Below are 14861 nucleotides of genomic sequence, written 5' to 3' on the forward strand. Positions count from 1 at the left end.
CTTTAATCGTATGAACACATTAATCGCCTTTCTCAGATTTTTACCGCCTCTCGTAGTCGGAGGCTGTAACTTATCCAACACATTCTTCACGAAAAACGAAACGGACTTCAAACTATGTGGCATGACAACGAAACAACCATCGACTACCTCAACTTTGGTGTGGTAGCTGATGCGTGTGCCAGCCTTTTGCGGCAGAGCCGTGGTGAGCCGATTTCTATCGGTGTGTCAGGTGGTTGGGGGGCAGGAAAATCATCCTTAGTCAAGATGATTGCAGCCCGCCTAGAAACCCCCTTAGCCCCGCCACAGTCAGGAATAGCTGGCAACCAGATGCCGTTATCTGAGCACCAATACGTTGTCATCACTTTTAATCCATGGCTGTACCAAGACTTTGAAAGCGCTCGCAGTGCTTTGTTGCAGATTGTAGGCGATGAAATTCTGAAGCTAGCCAAGGGCAATGAACCGCTGCATAAGAAAGGCCTCGATCTCTTGAAGAGAATCAACCTCCTGCGGTTGGCTCAGATTGGAGGTGAAGCAGCGATTACGATCACAACGGGTGTGCCCGTTGGTGCGATCGGAAAAGCCATTGGAAAGGTTTCAGGCCTTTGGAGTGCCGAAGGGGATGACTCCAAAGCAGTAGAAGACCCCAAGGATGGCAAAGAAGAGGAGTCGTGGGATTTAAAGGCTGATGGCTTGTTGAACCCTGCGAAGCCTCTGTCGCTACCTAACGAAATTCATGAGTTTAGACTAGCACTCGAAAAAATACTGGAAGAGCTTAGCATCACCTTGGTGGTATTTGTTGACGACTTGGATCGGTGCCTGCCGGAAACCGCTATTTCTACCCTCGAATCCATCCGTCTGCTCTTGTTTCTCAAGCGTACAGCCTTCGTGATCGCGGCAGATAACGACTTCATCCACGGCGCGGTGAAGAAGCATTTTGAGGGCACCGGCATCACGAGCAATATTGCCACAAACTATTTCGACAAGTTGATCCAGGTGCCACTTCATGTACCTCGTATTGGTGTGAACGAGGCTAAGGCATATCTGGTTCTCCTCTTGCTGGAGCGTGAGGTTAGAGCTGGGACATTCCCTCAAGACAAATTCGACCAAGCAAAGCTGGAGATCCCCCGACGTCTGTCGAGAAGTTGGCTCGGAGAAACGATCACCTCTGTATTTCTGCACGAACTCGTGGGTACCGACACGCGCCTCCAGGAGCTCATGGATCTGGCTCAAGGATTGGCAACCCTCATGTTCAAGTCGACCAGCATCAGCGCGAATCCAAGGCTAATGAAGCGGTTTCTTAACACGGTGTACCTGCGTGAATCATTGGCGCAGCCTCAAGGCATCACCTTGGATATTCCGGCCTTGGCAAAATGGCATTTGCTGGAACGTTACAAGGAGGATCTGGCCAACACATTGTCATCAATGGTCAGTTCCGAAAATGACGGTCAAGTGGCTGCCCTTTTGCAAGCTGAGGTGGTCGCTCGCGATGGTGGTGCATTGGCTAAACCCTTCGCGGACGACCCTTTCATCAACGAGTGGTTGCAGTTAGCTCCGCCGCTAGGAGCTGCTGACTTACGTCCCTTACTCCATCTCAGTAGGGACACCGCGACACGCGATTTTGGTGACGACAACATGACCCCCGCTGCGCGCGAGCTTCGAGATGTATTGAAGGTTGCTACTAGCGCGAATGAACCCCTTACGAGAGCTATCGCAGCCGTCGATAGCGACCAAGCGGAGCTGGCGATGGTGAAGGCCTGGCAGGGGAATGCATCATCACGGACATGGAAAGCTACCGTCGAAATGATCATCTTGATCGAGCCTTGTAGAGTTCACCCGTCGCTCGGTAAGCGTGCAGCAGGACTTTTAAGCCTTGCCCCAATTAATGCTCTCGGGCCTGGAATTATGCCGACATTAGCCACCCAACCTTGGGCTAAAGAAGTGCTGAAATTATGGGTAGAAGATTCAGCCATTCATGGGAGCACAAAGAGGGCCATTGAGGCTGCGTTAAGGAGTGACGTCTGATGGGTACTTCGACATCAAGTGGTGGTGGTAAAGCAGGTTCTCCATTCGATCCAGAATGGTTAGATCAAGTTGAATTTGCCGGTGGTGCCGGTACACCAGATGGTGATCCGGATGATGATGAAGGTGTTCCTCAGGACGTGCCTGAAGACGGTCGTGCTGCCTTAGAGCCCGCTCAGGAGCAGGACGTGGCGCCAGATCGTAGATTTATGCCGGCTCGCTCGAAAATGGGCAAATACCTTTCCGGAAGTGGTCGTGAAGCTTTGCGTGGTGCTACCAGTAGCATGATCAACAAAGGTATGGGCGGGGCAGGGCGTGCGAATAGCACTTTACGTGGGGTTGCCCAAGGTGCGGGGCGCCTGGGCTCGTTCCTCGAAGCAGTTAGGACCGGTACCGATCCTCACGTCGTTGATTGGATTCAGAGGATTCGCGGCCTGAATCTCTCAGCCAGCGATCTCGCGCTTGAAGTCATCAAAGAGGTCATGCCTGAGACCGGTAGCGTTGATGACGAGTCGTTGAGAAACGCAGCTGCCGATGCATTAGCGCAGTTGTACGAGCAGGAGCCCAACGTGGATATCTTCCAGCTCAATGATCAGCAAATCACAGCTGTCATCGGGTTCACGATTGGTAATGAGGTCTGTAACCGAATAGATCTGCAGTTGGGCCAGACCTATGAAAAGCTCAAGTACTCGCCGGTCGAGATCCAAGTGTTTCGAAAGGATATCAAGGAATGGGTTCACGGAGAGGTGCAGCGAATCATGGAAGGTCTTACGGGGCAGAGAATTGATCCTCAAACACTTGCCCAAACAGTGCTTCAAACTGCGTTAGAGGTATTTGCAGAATGATTAAGATCATTTGTAGCAGCGTGGCCCGTCTCCCTGCTGAACTCGCCGAAGGCGAACGGGCATTCACCTACTTCAAAGGTGCTAAACGCGATGGTGTTGGCACTATCGCAAAGAGCTGGCACGGCTCCTTGAAGCGCAAGGGATTTCGCCCAAGTCCTGCCACGTGGGACTTCGTTCAGTTCTGTTTGGCTGTGTGCGCGACTGATCTCTGCGCCATGAGAAATACTAGCGCGGATGGGTGGACGAGAACGATTGAGCTGAGTGTCGGGCTGTATGAACCTATGCGTTGGCAACCATGGAAGTCAGAACTGGAGCAATTGCTGAAGGTTTTGACTGGCGATTACTGGACGTTGATCTTTACCGACGAAGGACTGCCTCCCCCACAGGGGCGGTTCGCCGCCAAGGATCAAGATTGTGTTTCTCTGCTCTCCGGCGGCTTAGATAGTCTAATCGGTGGGCTAGATTTGGTTGCTCAAGGGCGCCGTCCGCTTTTCGTTTCTCAGCTTGCTCACGAGGATTCTGAGCGTCAGCGCCACTATGCAAGCCTTCTCGGTGGTGCCGATGCTCACTATCAGTGGAGTCATGGCATTAGCTTCAAAGGCCCCCGTGAGCCGTCAACTCGTGGCCGATCACTGGCATTCTATGCCTTTGCCGTGTTAGCTGCTTCCCGGCTGGATGCTGTGCGCCCTACAATATTCATTCCAGAGAACGGCTTCATCTGTGTTAACCCGCCGCTTGTCCCGGGGCGAGTGTCGAGCCTGAGTACCCGCACCACGCACCCGTTGTTCATCAGTAGACTGCAACACGTTCTGGACGGAATTGGCGTTGCCGTGCAACTGGAATTACCCTATCGGTTCAAGACCAAAGGGCAAATGATGAATGAGTGTTTGGATCAGGCGAGGCTGTTTCAGCTAGCCTCTGATACGACAAGTTGTGGGCGGTTTCGCACCTACAATCGAACTCATTGTGGGCGATGTGTCCCCTGCATGATTCGCCGGGCCGCCTTTGCCGCTTGGACAGCACGGGCTGATACGACCCAGTATGTGTTTCCAAGCTTACTCGGTAGCGACAAGTCCAGCGGGCCTGACGACCCGATGGCAGTAGCATTGGCGGTGCTAACGGCGAGAGAGAAGGGTATCGACAAGTTCCTGGGGGCATCACTTGCTTTTGCATCGGTTCCTGAACGACTTCAGTATCGATCTGTACTTACCAATGGCATTCATGAGTTGGAGGCCCTGCTGGCCGGAGACGGACTGCTTTGATGGATTTTCACTGTCATCTCGACCTCTACCCGAACGCGCGGGATGTGTGCTCCCTGGCGGTGGAGAAAAACGAGTTCACCTGGTTGGTCACAACAAGCCCGCGGGCATTCGCTGCAACCAGCAGGGTTTTGGGCGGGTATACGAATCTCCTGATCACTCCCGGTCTGCATCCAGAAATCGTACATGACCGTTATTGCGAACTTGACAATCTACTTGAGCAAATTAAGCATGTGTGCGCCGTCGGGGAAGTGGGGCTGGATGGTTCCAAGCGTTTCCAGCACAGCTATGAAACTCAGTGCAAAGTATTCGCAGCCGTTGTATCGCAATGCGCGAGCGTGGGTGGAAGAGTGTTGAGCATTCACTCGCGCCAGGCCGTTAGGGAGGTGTTATCGATCCTTAGTGCTCACCCGGGCTTTGGCACAGCCGTGCTTCACTGGTTTACCGGAACAGCGGCAGAGCTCAAGGTAGCTTCCGATATCGGATGCTGGTTTAGCATTGGGCCTGCAGCTTTCAACTCAGCATCTGGAAAAGCACTGGCTAAAAAGCTGCCTCGGGATCGCGTGGTTCCGGAAAGTGACGGGCCGTTCGCTAAGGTCAATGGGACGACTGTTATGCCGTGGAGCTCAGATCTAACAGCCGAGTTGCTGGCTCAAGCGTGGGGTGTGCCGGTGGATGAGGCTAAGCTCAGCCTCGAATTCAATTCGAGGCAGCTCTTAAGTCTGATCATGTATCCTCTTGATGCTATGACGGAGTGCAACGGCTAGGCTGTGTTCTTAACGTGATGAAGATATAATCTCATATCTTCTCAACAGCTTAAGACACTATGCAGTGTCCCGTCGCTATCAGTTGAACGATGCTCAATGGAGGCGTGTCGAGTCCCTGTTTTCACATCACCGCATATTCGGATGTCCTACTCGCGAACCACGTGAGGTGCCCGATGGCATTCTCTGGATGCTCCATATCGATGCACTTTGCCGAGATCTGGCAGAACGTTTTGACCCATAGGATTCGCTCTACAACACCTTTCAACGTTGGCTGAGTAGTGTAGTGATAAAATGATCCCTAGTAGGGGAAGGGTGCTTCATGAGGCCTCCAAACCCTGATGGCCGCCATCGATTCACGGTACTGTAAGGGTTCAAAACAAGGAGTATTGCCATGAAAGTGGAAGCCATTGCCCCCACCACACTGGTCGTCGATATTCTCTGTGATGTCTGTGGTTGCAGTACGACAACTTCGTTCGGCACATTGGAAGCCCACTGGGGGCACAGCTCGGTGCGTCACGATGGTGAACGCTATCAAGTGCATCTCTGTGAAGACTGTTTTTTCCAGGCGTTGGCGAATTTGAGGCAAGATCATCGGTTGCAAAACATGTTCACAGAGGACTATCAGCCCGCAGATCCTGATACCTTTGGACGAGTTGAAGGAAATCAGGAGATTATCTAACGCTGAGCCCCTGTCATCGGCCAATCATCCTCAACTAGGCCCTGCTCTTTTTTTCCTATGGGATGTGTTATTAATGGAATGATCTCCCCTCCATATGCTTCTCGTAAGATGCCTTTGTAAAATCGTCCACAGGCAGGGAAGGGGTTTATGTTGATCTTACGATCAGAAAACAAGGTTCTTTAAGAACCCTGATTAACTAATATCAGATAAAAGACGGCTCATCTCTTTTTCAGGGTCATATTTTTTGGCTGAGTCTTGGGTCTTTAGTGTGTAATTTATTTTACGAGTGAGACCAAAATGCGAATTGTCAAAGTCTTGCTGACAACGATCAAGAGCTCGCTCTATTGCAATATAAGCCGCTATTAGGGGCTTGCCCGTCAGCAGTTTCTCTGCCTTGAATAGAGAACCTTTATACATGATATCAAGGGTTTCTTCTGATTTAGCGAGTTTAAATCGTACGACTAAATTGGCATAATCAAAGGGTATTTGCTCACCTGATTTAGCAGCTTCCTTTTTATTTATCCTCACAGTATTTTTGTTCACTTTATATTTCATTCCCATTTTAAGGTTAGTTTGGTTGTTTTTTTATGATGTGACTGGGAGAAGGCTCGATTCATACCTCTCAAGTAATAACTCCATGTTCAATTCGACCGATAAGATCCATAACAGCCTCCGTTCCTGGAGGGGTGCTCAACATTTGTATTGGAGATTCGCCACCTAAGGCTTTGGAAGGTAACTTTAGCCACTGAAGTGCAGCTGAGACATCTCCATCAAAAAGTTGTAAGGCCGCATCCAGGGTCTTAATGAATACGTACAATCTTATGCTTTGTTCTGTAGAGAATACCTTACCCTGCTTTCTATTCTTGGTATCGGTCACATAGCTAATGTTGGCCAATTGGCAAATTGTAACTTCATCTACCTGTATCAATATAGAAAGTTGCGTAACAATGTCAAATGAGAATCCAGATAGCATTTTCCAATGTGCATCAAAAGGTTGTTGAGGCAAGAACAAGGTGTCCAAGAGGCCATCAGGTTTTCCAACACGATTCTGAAGTGGCTTGTAAGGAGTTCCTACATTCATCACGGCCTCATGGATAACACAATCATGACAGTATGGGCATTGTAGCTGGTGTGTGATCTACTTTGTAGAGCTACATGCCTCTAATGGCATGGTGGGACTGCGCGAGCCATTCAAAGTTAGCCCTTTCCCTTCTGATGGAACCGTACTCACGGTCGAAGGCGGGGGGGAGGGCATATAAGCGCATGGTGGGGCAACTGAGGCAGTAAACGTGTACTGTAGGTGGTACAGTCGTTACCCCATTATCAGAGTGCCAAAACTACCAGGACTTGACCATGAGCTACCAGATCCTCTCCGATACTGTGGCCAGCATCACCGAACTGAAACGTAATCCGATGGGCACACTTAAGGGGGGTAAAGGCTCTGCTGTTGCTATCTTCAATCGCAATGTGCCTGTCTTCTACTGTGTGCCCCCCGAGCTCTTTGCATACTATGTTGAGCTGGCCGAAGATGCCGAGCTTAACCGTATAGCAGATGAACGTATCGCTTCACTAAACAGAGTAAATGTTTCGCTAGATGACCTATAACCTTGAGTTTATGCAAATTGTCACTGTCGATTGTGCTGCTTCAATGGAGACGTGTAGCTATGAATAAGAACCCCTCCACTGGAGCGTTGATTCTGGACAGGTCCGTAGTAAATTCTCATGAGGATCGTTACGGTTTCAGCTATGTTGCGCAGCAGCTGGCTCACGCCATAGATGGGATTGGACGTGAAGGTAGTGCCGTGATTGGTATCGAGGGAGCCTGGGGATCAGGGAAAACTAGTCTGCTCAACCTACTGCGTGTCGCTTTGGAAGAAAGACTGGAAGACAGAACCCATGTACTGACCATTTCCCCTTGGCTCGACGGGGGAGGTAACAGTCCGGTTGAGTCTCTTCTGATCCCGGTAGCAGCCATCATTGCCAGTGAAGAAGAGAGTCGTATTTCCATGAGCCAGCGTCGCAGTCTTCAGCGGAAAAAATCCCTGACATCGACAGCAAAAACGGTTCTGCAATATACCCAGGCGACAGCCAGACATCTCGCTCCCATAGCTGAAACTGCGGCTCTTTTTCCAGGGATTCCCAATGCCAGTGGCGCGCTAAAGGCGCTTTCTGAAGCAGACCTGAGTGGAAGGAAAAAGACAACTGCCGAGTTACGCACCGAAATTTCCGAAAAGATTGCGGCTCTTGATCTCAGTTTCATTGTCTTACTCGACGATCTTGACCGCCTTGAGCCTGCTCAGGCGATTGAGGTGATACGACTAGTCAAATCGGTCGCGGATTTTCCCCGTTTTCGCTATCTGCTGTGCTATGACAAGGCTGTTCTGGCGCAAGCCATTAAGCTCGGTCTTGGCGTACCTGATGGAGATTTATACTTACAGAAAATTGTGCAGATATCCTTTAGCCTTCCCCGTCCAGAATCCTTCGACTTGCGTCGAGAATTCTTGTCCGGTGCCGTTAGGTTATTCGAATCAGTTAACGGAGAGAAGATTGGTGGGGAGATGTTCGACGAACTGAGCCGGATAACAGATATTTATGGCGCAAGCCTGAAAACTCCCCGCGAGGTGCAGCTGGCCCTGAACGGAATATCCTTCCGCTATGGGGGGATACGTGATTATGTCTATTTGCCGGATCTGTGCTTTCTACAACTGATTCGGACAACCAATAATGGTCTTTACGATTGGATCGAAGAGTACCTGACAGAGCGGGCAGTTGTGGAGTCAGATGATGGCCGCGTAAGTGAAGCAGAGCAAGAGTTACTGTTGCAGAAGCTTCATGAATATCTCTCTGTTTTTCGATCCACTGAGGCTAAATCTGCAGCCTCGCTGAGTCACTGGGTACCGGGTATAAGCGGATATCATGCCGACAATCTGAAACTGTTTGGTCAGGCAGGTGATGAAGATAAGGCTGTGATGACAGCAAACCGACGTCTCGGCAGTGGCGCTTACTGGCGTTATTACTTTGCATTTTCTTCACCACAGAATGTCCTGTCGCCGGACTATTTCGATGAGCTGTTTCGTATGGCCGCTATAAAACAACCTGATTCACTGCTGACGGAGGAGTTATTAAGTCGGATAAACAGTAATGGTGTTTCATCACGCACTTGGTTTGAGCATATTTTGAGCCAACTGACATGGCCGATGATAAGTCGACATACCGCAGCTGAATGTGCTGGTTTACTGGCATTTTTCTTTAGTGCTGGTGACGAAATAAACAACCGTTACCGACAGAGGAATCGCTGGTTTTCCCGTTATGATCTTGATGTAAACAGCGTTGCTAATCGGCTTTTGAAAAAGATGCTTGATAATGATCGTGCTGCAACGATAGAAACCCTGCTTTCACTGACGATAACAGGAGCATCTTGGGTCTGGATAGCAAACTTTATCCGCGATTTATTGTGGCAGAATGGACTAGCCGGGGACCGAGCCGAGCCGGAACACGATCGTATACTGACAAATGAAGAACTGGGCAGTGTTCGTCGGCAATTTTGTGATCGACTGAACGGTGTTGAGTTGCAATCGGTGCTTCCACAAGCGGATGATCTAGGGTGGGTTGTCTGGGCGTGGCAGGATATTGCAGGCTCCGAGTCACTAGTCACCTGGATTACTCAACACTGTATCAGTGATGAAGCTTTCCTGAAATTATTGTTGAGCCTTCGTTCCCACATTATTTCCAGCGCATCCGGGCACTATCTAGCACTTAACATTAAAAATATATGCCACCTATTCGGAGGTGAGGAGCAGCTCCTAAAAAGGCTTGAGGTGATAAAAGGCGAAGGACTTTTTTATGAACAGTCAGAAGAAGTCAGCGCAGCTATCGCACTCAGTAAATCGTTCTGACATCTTTCATGCTGCTAACTCTTTATCGAATAAATCCATGGTTGTATAGTAACCTAATGAAAAATAAGAACTTATGATTTCGCCACCGGGATCTCACTAATGTAAGTTGTATAGCGAGGGCTGAGTTGCTCCCGCTTCATCATCCATTCTTTGGTATCTCGACCTCGGGCCGCGAAGTAGACCTTTCCCAACCGTCCCTGATTAATCTTGTCGATTACCTGCATCAGTGCCTCGCTGCGAGGAGTCTGCTGCTGGTCGGCGAACAGGTCACCTTGCTGCATGCCGACGGGGATGAAGTCGGCAAGCATGACGCCGCCTTTCATATACCGGACGTCATCCCGCCAGATGCGGCGCAGCAGGGGCTCGATCTGGGCGAGCAGCTCGCGAGTGTCGGCGGTGGGCATCGACAACCGGGTGGCGATCTGGTTGCTGTAGTAGGTCTCTTGCTCCGAGAAGGGGCTGCTGCGAATAAACAGGGTTACATGGCGGCACAGCTGTCCCTCGGCCCGCAGCTTTTCGGCAGCTCGCTCCATATAACCGGCCAGCGCCTGCCGCATGGGCCCGATCTGTGTGATGCGCTCACCGAACGAGCGCGAACAGATGATCTGCTGCTTGGTCTGAGCGATTGGCTCGAGCTCGGCGCAGGGGATCCCCCGCAGTTCTTGAACGGTACGCTCGACGACAATCCCATACCGGCTGCGCAGGCTTTTGGGGTCGGCTGCGGCCAGATCAGCTACGGTATTGATGCCCTGGGCCGTCAGCTTGGTGGTGAGTTGGCGGCCGATCCCCCAGACCTCATCGACCGGGGTGGCCGCCATCAACTTGGCTCGTCGTGTTTCATCACGCAGGTCGACTACGCCCCCGGTGGCTGTTTGCCACTTCTTGGCGGCGTAGTTGGCGAGCTTAGCTAGGGTCTTGGTGGGCCCGATGCCCACCCCAACGGTGAGGCCGGTCCACTGCTGCACCCGCTGGCGGATCTGGCGGCCATACTCCGTCAGGTCACCAGCCCAGGACTCACTTAGTTCGACAAAGGCCTCATCGATACTGTAGACCTCCACAGTTGGTGCCATGCCTTCCAGAGTCGTCATAACTCGGTTCGACATGTCGCCATAGAGGGCGTAATTGGAGCTGAACCAGGTGCCGCCCTGCGCCTCGTAGACCTCGCAGATCTGGAAGTAGGGCGCCCCCATCTTGATCTCCAACCGTTTGGCCTCTGGGCTGCGAGACACAACACAGCCATCGTTGTTGGAGAGTACCACGATAGGCACTCCCTTCAGATCAGGTCGAAACAGGCGCTCACAGGAGGCGTAGAAGTTGTTCACATCGACCAGTGCAATGGCATTTGGCATGGTCTACCCCAGCTTGGTCTTGTGTACCACGAAGGTGACGACGCCGAAGATCTCCAGCTCCTGCCCCTCACGGAAATGGATGGGCCGGTAGGCTGGGTTATCAGGAAGCAACGCCACCGAGGGTTCAAGCTGCAGCTTCTTCACAGTGAATTCTCCATCAACCGAAGCGATAACGACGGCGCCGTGAACGGCCCGTATGCTGCGATCGACAACCAGCAGATCGTCGTCGTGGATACCGGCTCCCTGCATACTGTCCCCTTTGGCGCGCACGTAGTAGGTAGCCGCGGGATGGGGGACACAAAGTTGGTTTAGGTCGATGGTCTGTTCCACATAGTCCCGAGCCGGGGAGGGGAACCCGCACACGGCAGGGGTGAGGAATAGAGGGAGCTCGGTAATCGGTGCGTCGGTGTTGTGGCTAATCATGGTTATCTTCACTGTATAAAAACACAGTAATTCTATACGGTGAACTTGGAAAGATCATCGGTTGGCGAACGGGTCTTGGCGGTGCGACCAGTGTCGTGGCGGATTATGCTTTGTTGTGGCTGGCCAGATGAACATGGCCAATATGAGCCAAAGAGGGGTTGACCGTGTGTATCAACTACATCCCGACGACCAAAGCAGTCCTGGTGGAATATTTCGGTGTCGATGACCCGGGTTACGACTGGAAGGAAGAGGTCTGGCAGGACTATCAGGCTCCGATCCTGACCCTGCACGATGGTCACCGGCAGGCTCTGATCGCCAGCTATGGGCTGGTGTCGAAGAGGAAGGTGCAGCCCGGCAGTAAGCACTATGCGACCATGAATGCCAGGGTTGAAACGGTGGGTGAGAAGCCGACTTACCGGCGGGCATGGCAGCAGGGCCATCTCTGCCTAGTGCCGATGAGCGGTTTCTTCGAGCCCTGCTACGAGAGCGGCAAGGCTGAGCGCTGGCGGATCTGCATGGCCGACGGCGCGCCCTTTGCGGTAGCCGGCATCTGGCGAGCGTGGCAGGAAGTGCAGGGCTACACCTTCAGCTTCTCCCTGCTCACGATCAACGCCGACTCGCACCCGCTGTTGCGAAAGATGCACAAGCCTGGGGACGAGAAGCGCAGTCTGGTCATCGTGCCAAGGCAGGATTATGACACTTGGCTGGGATGCCGGGAGCCTGAGCTGGCGCGAACCTACCTGATACAGCAGGCCAACGAGTTATTGGAGGGAATGCCGATGCCAATCAGACGCCAAGGCTGACAAGTTCTAGAATATTGCTTCCACCAAGAAACACCTGAAAAATCTTGATTTTGGATATTTGCACAGTATCCAACTAGACATGATTTTAGCAGTAAAAACAGAATGTTAGGGAAGGTGCGAATAAGTCATATGGCACGAGAGCATTTACTGGTAACCCATTGATATTAAATGACTAAAATTTTCATTTTTTGTTCGTGGGATACTTGTTCGCACTTTCCCCAGCATCGAGAACTCGGCGATTTTGTTCATCAGCTAACGCTGCAGCGACAACGGTACGGCAAAATCCTCTTTCAACTCAACCCGCATCTGGAAGTGGGTGGTATACCGGAACACCCCGGAGCCCGCTGTCACCGCCGATGTAAAAATGACCCACTAACGCCGGAGTAAAGTTGACCCACCTGGGCCAAGATCGTGGCTTTTGAGCCGCACCCATGTTGACCCAGGAGTTATCAGTGGAAATCAGAGTGTTGGCCCGTCAGGGCATGAGCATCCGGGCTATCGCCCAGCAACTGCGGGTGTCCCGTAATACGGTGCGCAAGTATCTGCGCAACCCGGGCCTGCCAATCTATCCCAACCGGCCTGCCCGCCCAACCAAGCTCGACCCCTTCAAACCCTATCTGCAAGCGCGGATCCAGGCTGCGAAGCCACACTGGATCCCGGCGACGGTGCTGCTCAGGGAACTGCGCGAGCGCGGTTACTCTGGCGGACTCTCCCAGCTCAAGGACTGGTTATCGCCCCTGCGTCATGACTCTCCGGATATCGGCAATGGGAGTTCGAGTTTACTCCCCCGCCTCTGCCATCCGTCTCTTTTGAGGTCAGGGGCCGGTTTGATAAACAAACCAGAAGTATGCTGGTTTACGAGATTACCAGTCTGAAAAATATCAAGGCTGCTGTCCCAGATGAGATCCAGTTTTTCCATCCCAAGCTGCGGGAGTATGTACGTGGGGAGGGGGAAGGCTCGGTGCGCTTGGTAGGTGAACGACCTCATATTCACTCGGTGCATGATGGTGTGGAAGCCAACGCGGATACCTCACCAGTGTTATTACGGGCGCCAGCCGTAGTCTTTGAGTTTTCCAAAGCCTTCAATACACGCAAGGTTGCCGAGAAAAAGCAGGAGGGCGAAAGGGCAAGGCTGATGAAGAGTTAGGATCTCTGGCTTCAGCCGATGTCAGTACAGAGGAGTCAGTTGTTGGCGGTGTGCTGCCCTGCGCAGAGTGGACTGCCGAATCGGATGAAACTGATGATCTTCACCTCTACGCCAACAAGTTTGATTGTTTTGGGACAATGCTGGATCAGTTGGTCACAACTCATGGTTGCGTGATTAGATCCAAGCAACTGCGCAAATTACCAAAACTCTATCGATGCAATCGGCATCTGCTTCTGGATGGTAATCCGAGATGCCTAGCTGTTGTCGAAGTAGAGTCGCAGAACCGGATTTTTCATATCCTTGAAGTGGATACCTCAGATGGGATCTGCTCCCTATCAACCCAATTATTGAGGCTGACATCTCAGCAGGGGTGGCAGGAGCAGCTTAGATTATTGGAAGAAGAGCTAACCCAGAAATCACTGCATTGGCCAAGCAAGCGGCTGAAGGAGCTGTGTGGTAAGGATGGCTATTCTGGCATCCCTCATCCGCAGACCAAATCGATGGATAAGGGCAAGTTGCCTGAGGGGTCGATAGAGCATTGGGCAGCAAGGTTTCATAGTTGGATGGCATCAATCTAACGGTATAGAAACATCAGCCAATACGATGACTGTCTACGTTTGAGTCATCATTAAGGGTCAGCAGGTGGTCGAGCGACAACGCCACATTGCCTTGGTACTTGCCAGTCGACTCACTGCCGGAATCGTCCAGGGAAAGGCTCAAGCGCAGTGGCAGCTTCTGCTTCCAGTGGATCAGCACATCGCTTTCGCCAGGCTGGGCGTGATCACCCTCAGCAGGAACGATCTGAATATCGGCCTCGGAAGTAGGGACACGCTTGAAGTTCTCCAGGGCCTGCTCGATATCACGCAGGTTGAGCAGATCACCCGGGTTGGCCGGCATCGCGTTCCAGAGCGTGGCTCGGCTACTGCTGTCCTCAGCGAAACGGATGTTGCGGATGCGCCCCGGTACCAGTGTTAGGCGCAGCGTCCCGGCATTCAGATCCTGGGGCTCAGCCAATATGCGGGTGGTGACATAACCACGGGCGACAATGGCATTCTGGATACGCTTCATGCTCAGGTTGATACCGGCAGCCCCAAGGCAGCGGCCCAGCGCGGGATCAGCCTCCGGATTGGCGGCGTGCAATGCCCACTGGAAGTCTGAAGCGTTCTCACCAAGCAACTGAATCTGGTGAATGATGAAGCAGGGTACTTCCTGCTCAGGCAGATGGTCGCTATCAGACAGCGCTTGCGGCAGCTCAAAGCGTACATCCGGTGACGGTTCGAGACGCTCACGCTGGATGCGCTCGCGCTCCTGCTGGCGGAGTAGTTCTTGCCCTGGCAATGGCTCGACCGCCGATAGGGCAGTGCTGAACATCACGGCCAGAGCAGCAAACGGCCAGACCTGCTGTCGGCAGGTTGGGGGGCTAAAGATAATAGACTTGAAAAGGCTAGCAACCCGGCGTTGCCAAGGTTTGCCGCAATGACCGAGCGTGCACGACGGCAACGTCCTACGGCAGGAGGGTACCAACATGTCGCATCCCTGTGAGCACAAATAATGGAAAAGCCAGCGTGCTTATTATTGCGCAGCTGTCATTTTGCCACTGCAAAGCAGATCACATCGGGGCATATCGCCACCCAGACAAAAACACCTGTTCCAAGAAAGTCTACAAAAAGGTTC

The 14861-nt window shown here is 52.1% G+C and carries 15 protein-coding genes and 2 pseudogenes; 12 read left to right on the top strand and 5 right to left on the bottom strand.

Annotated elements, in window-relative coordinates; genetic code table 11:
- Positions 1 to 114 precede the first annotated feature (114 nt).
- The 6 genes and pseudogenes from J9892_RS19735 (at position 115) to J9892_RS19755 (ending at position 5569) form a co-directional block, all read left to right on the top strand.
- Entirely contained in the window at positions 115 to 2022 is a 1908-nt protein-coding gene (locus J9892_RS19735) for a P-loop NTPase fold protein (protein WP_182310717.1), read from the top strand.
- Positions 2022 to 2864, top strand: a complete 843-nt coding sequence (locus tag J9892_RS19740; protein WP_182310718.1) for a hypothetical protein — start codon at positions 2022 to 2024, stop codon at positions 2862 to 2864. The genes J9892_RS19735 and J9892_RS19740 overlap by 1 nt, the downstream gene beginning before the upstream one ends.
- Complete coding sequence (gene qatC / locus J9892_RS19745; protein WP_182310719.1) at positions 2861 to 4126, top strand: Qat anti-phage system QueC-like protein QatC; 1266 nt, start codon at positions 2861 to 2863, stop codon at positions 4124 to 4126. Before J9892_RS19740 ends, qatC begins: the two co-directional genes overlap by 4 nt.
- On the top strand, positions 4126 to 4890 hold the full coding sequence (gene qatD, locus J9892_RS19750; RefSeq protein ID WP_182310720.1) for a Qat anti-phage system TatD family nuclease QatD: 765 nt from the start codon (positions 4126 to 4128) through the stop codon (positions 4888 to 4890). The genes qatC and qatD overlap by 1 nt, the downstream gene beginning before the upstream one ends.
- Positions 4891 to 4954: 64 nt before the next feature.
- Positions 4955 to 5128 (top strand): annotated as a pseudogene (locus J9892_RS24785) (IS5/IS1182 family transposase); the annotation flags it as partial.
- A gap of 153 nt (positions 5129 to 5281) precedes the next feature.
- Entirely contained in the window at positions 5282 to 5569 is a 288-nt protein-coding gene (locus J9892_RS19755; protein ID WP_182310721.1) for a hypothetical protein, read from the top strand.
- 192 nt (positions 5570 to 5761) lie between these two features.
- Here J9892_RS19755 and J9892_RS19760 read toward each other — a convergent pair whose 3' ends face one another.
- Both J9892_RS19760 and J9892_RS19765 read right to left on the bottom strand, forming a co-directional pair.
- Positions 5762 to 6112, bottom strand: coding sequence for a hypothetical protein (locus J9892_RS19760; RefSeq protein ID WP_182310722.1), 351 nt, complete (start codon positions 6110 to 6112; stop codon positions 5762 to 5764).
- Between the two features lie 79 nt (positions 6113 to 6191).
- Positions 6192 to 6650, bottom strand: coding sequence for an antitoxin Xre/MbcA/ParS toxin-binding domain-containing protein (locus tag J9892_RS19765; protein ID WP_182310723.1), 459 nt, complete (start codon positions 6648 to 6650; stop codon positions 6192 to 6194).
- Positions 6651 to 6922: 272 nt separating this feature from the next.
- Here J9892_RS19765 and J9892_RS19770 point away from each other — a divergent pair, with 272 nt between their 5' ends.
- Positions 6923 to 7174, top strand: a complete 252-nt coding sequence (locus J9892_RS19770; RefSeq protein ID WP_139424463.1) for a plasmid stabilization protein — start codon at positions 6923 to 6925, stop codon at positions 7172 to 7174.
- Positions 7175 to 7233: 59 nt separating this feature from the next.
- Positions 7234 to 9465 (top strand): P-loop NTPase fold protein, encoded by a 2232-nt coding sequence (locus J9892_RS19775; RefSeq protein WP_182310724.1) that lies wholly within the window; start codon positions 7234 to 7236, stop codon positions 9463 to 9465.
- Positions 9466 to 9536: 71 nt separating this feature from the next.
- On the opposite strand, the gene umuC is transcribed toward J9892_RS19775, so the two are convergent.
- Entirely contained in the window at positions 9537 to 10814 is a 1278-nt protein-coding gene (umuC, locus tag J9892_RS19780) for a translesion error-prone DNA polymerase V subunit UmuC (RefSeq protein ID WP_182310725.1), read from the bottom strand.
- A 3-nt stretch (positions 10815 to 10817) separates the two neighbouring features.
- Complete coding sequence (umuD, locus tag J9892_RS19785) at positions 10818 to 11237, bottom strand: translesion error-prone DNA polymerase V autoproteolytic subunit (protein WP_182310726.1); 420 nt, start codon at positions 11235 to 11237, stop codon at positions 10818 to 10820.
- A gap of 164 nt (positions 11238 to 11401) precedes the next feature.
- Between umuD and J9892_RS19790 the strand changes: the two genes are divergently transcribed.
- From J9892_RS19790 to J9892_RS24795, 4 genes and pseudogenes are all read left to right on the top strand, one after another.
- A complete protein-coding gene (locus J9892_RS19790) occupies positions 11402 to 12040 on the top strand; it encodes an SOS response-associated peptidase family protein (RefSeq protein ID WP_182310727.1) in 639 nt (212 codons plus the stop codon).
- A 431-nt stretch (positions 12041 to 12471) separates the two neighbouring features.
- A pseudogene (locus J9892_RS19795) lies at positions 12472 to 12789 on the top strand (helix-turn-helix domain-containing protein); the annotation flags it as partial.
- A gap of 98 nt (positions 12790 to 12887) precedes the next feature.
- On the top strand, positions 12888 to 13187 hold the full coding sequence (locus tag J9892_RS24790; RefSeq protein WP_223925204.1) for a hypothetical protein: 300 nt from the start codon (positions 12888 to 12890) through the stop codon (positions 13185 to 13187).
- A 137-nt stretch (positions 13188 to 13324) separates the two neighbouring features.
- Complete coding sequence (locus J9892_RS24795; protein WP_235697212.1) at positions 13325 to 13765, top strand: Tn7-like element transposition protein TnsE; 441 nt, start codon at positions 13325 to 13327, stop codon at positions 13763 to 13765.
- 13 nt (positions 13766 to 13778) lie between these two features.
- Here the strand turns inward: J9892_RS24795 and J9892_RS19805 are convergent, their stop codons facing one another.
- Complete coding sequence (locus J9892_RS19805) at positions 13779 to 14714, bottom strand: ShlB/FhaC/HecB family hemolysin secretion/activation protein (RefSeq protein WP_210538755.1); 936 nt, start codon at positions 14712 to 14714, stop codon at positions 13779 to 13781.
- Positions 14715 to 14861 lie beyond the last annotated feature (147 nt).

Origin of the sequence: Aeromonas sp. Prich7-2, from assembly GCF_017939255.1 — a bacterium.
Taxonomy (GTDB): domain Bacteria; phylum Pseudomonadota; class Gammaproteobacteria; order Enterobacterales; family Aeromonadaceae; genus Aeromonas; species Aeromonas caviae.

What these genes read in the sequence shown, in the direction of transcription:
- J9892_RS19805 (WP_210538755.1), bottom strand. Translation starts at nt 14,714, where the DNA reads ATGTTGGTACCCTCCTGCCGTAGGACGTTGCCGTCGTGCACGCTCGGT.
- J9892_RS19770 (WP_139424463.1), top strand. Translation starts at nt 6,923, where the DNA reads ATGAGCTACCAGATCCTCTCCGATACTGTGGCCAGCATCACCGAACTG.
- J9892_RS19765 (WP_182310723.1), bottom strand. Translation starts at nt 6,650, where the DNA reads ATGAATGTAGGAACTCCTTACAAGCCACTTCAGAATCGTGTTGGAAAA.
- J9892_RS19740 (WP_182310718.1), top strand. Translation starts at nt 2,022, where the DNA reads ATGGGTACTTCGACATCAAGTGGTGGTGGTAAAGCAGGTTCTCCATTC.
- J9892_RS19755 (WP_182310721.1), top strand. Translation starts at nt 5,282, where the DNA reads ATGAAAGTGGAAGCCATTGCCCCCACCACACTGGTCGTCGATATTCTC.
- umuD (WP_182310726.1), bottom strand. Translation starts at nt 11,237, where the DNA reads ATGATTAGCCACAACACCGACGCACCGATTACCGAGCTCCCTCTATTC.
- J9892_RS24790 (WP_223925204.1), top strand. Translation starts at nt 12,888, where the DNA reads ATGCTGGTTTACGAGATTACCAGTCTGAAAAATATCAAGGCTGCTGTC.
- qatD (WP_182310720.1), top strand. Translation starts at nt 4,126, where the DNA reads ATGGATTTTCACTGTCATCTCGACCTCTACCCGAACGCGCGGGATGTG.
- qatC (WP_182310719.1), top strand. Translation starts at nt 2,861, where the DNA reads ATGATTAAGATCATTTGTAGCAGCGTGGCCCGTCTCCCTGCTGAACTC.
- J9892_RS19775 (WP_182310724.1), top strand. Translation starts at nt 7,234, where the DNA reads ATGAATAAGAACCCCTCCACTGGAGCGTTGATTCTGGACAGGTCCGTA.
- J9892_RS24795 (WP_235697212.1), top strand. Translation starts at nt 13,325, where the DNA reads ATGCTGGATCAGTTGGTCACAACTCATGGTTGCGTGATTAGATCCAAG.
- J9892_RS19735 (WP_182310717.1), top strand. Translation starts at nt 115, where the DNA reads ATGTGGCATGACAACGAAACAACCATCGACTACCTCAACTTTGGTGTG.
- umuC (WP_182310725.1), bottom strand. Translation starts at nt 10,814, where the DNA reads ATGCCAAATGCCATTGCACTGGTCGATGTGAACAACTTCTACGCCTCC.